This is a genomic window from Endozoicomonas sp. ONNA1 (assembly GCF_024606325.1).
In the GTDB taxonomy this organism is placed as follows: Bacteria; Pseudomonadota; Gammaproteobacteria; order Pseudomonadales; family Endozoicomonadaceae; genus Endozoicomonas_A.
Window position 1 is genome coordinate 1 of sequence record NZ_JAHHPN010000992.1, and the last position, 1,305, is coordinate 1,305.

General features: G+C 39.2%; 2 protein-coding genes. Both read left to right on the top strand.

Going from position 1 to position 1,305, the window contains the following annotated elements:
• Window positions 1–97 precede the first annotated feature (97 nt).
• A complete protein-coding gene (locus KDK19_RS23865; RefSeq protein WP_257275043.1) occupies window positions 98–595 on the top strand; it encodes a hypothetical protein in 498 nt (165 codons plus the stop codon).
• A gap of 4 nt (window positions 596–599) precedes the next feature.
• Window positions 600–1,305 (top strand): hypothetical protein (locus KDK19_RS23870; RefSeq protein WP_257293104.1); only part of this gene is annotated, 706 nt, incomplete at its 3' end.

Sequence of the window (1,305 nt, forward strand, 5' to 3'; positions counted from 1 at the left end):
TGTGAAGAAAAATGGTGGTAAGTATTTTCAATTGACGCAGTAGCATCGAATTATTATTGCCCTTATTTTTATTGTTGCTGCTATGGGCTATACCTGTATGAAAATAACTTTTGACCTAAAGATGAGTAGTGCCAAGCAATTGCTTCTTGGAATTGCGATTACAGCTAGCATTGTTTTTTGTTATAGCTACATTAGTCAAATAACCAGGTCCGAAACTGATCGTAATTCTGCAGCTTTGGTTTGTGGAAAGGTGGTCAAGTCATTTTGGGCATCTTCCAAAAGAGGAATATCTGCTTGGCTTATTGAGCTTAAGGATAAGGAAAAAAATACTATTAGAGTCATAGATAAAAAACTTGTTTCAAAAATAAAACAGCTAGATATTAAAAGAGGTGATTATTTATGTATTAAATATATAGTTGCAGATTACTTATCAAATGAGGACTTCGTTTTCCAGATATATCGCAATAGCGAATATTTATTGAATGAAAAGTATGTCATGGATGTGTACTTGAAAAAACCTTCAAGACTATTAGCCTATATCACGTTGTGTCTACTATTTTTTTCTTTGATGCTAACAATTAAATTCCATAGGTAGGAATATGTCAACAATAGGGATCAGTAACGCTGAGGCTGCGGTTCGAATACTGCAAGGCCATGGAGCCTCAACTTCAATTGCATCAGCCGCAGACAGTTATTCAGATGGTGACTACCTCAAAGCAGGTTCAGATTTGATAGCTGCGCTTGATGCCTTAGCTACAATGGCTGATGCTGCTGAGCTTGCAGGCAAAACGATAGGCAAAGCCAATATAGCTGTTCTAATAGCCCAAGTGCCTGCGATAGTTGAAAAAGCTTATAGCGAGTTAAATAACGACAACAAATTAAGTGATGCAACAATCCAGGACATTTTGGGCTTAGGTCTTGGAACTGCAGGCATGTTTGCAATGGCAGCTGGCTCAGTCGGTTTTGCATTGGCCGCAACAACTGTTGGAGTAGCACTCGGTGCATATTCTCTGGTGAGACCAGAAGAAGGTAGCCACATCTGGGATACCATTGTAGGTGATTTTGATGATGCTTCAAACTCGCTAACTTCACCTGAATCTTCAAACCAGCTAAAATCACCCACCGACCCGGTGTTTGTCATTTCAAACGACCCTAACATTACAATAACCGATGAGCCATTACAGTCGACAGATATTAACCTCAGTATTGAAACTGACAACGCCACCGGCTTGAAAGTTATCACCATAACTGATGAGAATGGCAAGGTATCTATTGTCACTGTTCAACCGAAAGAACCTCTGGATA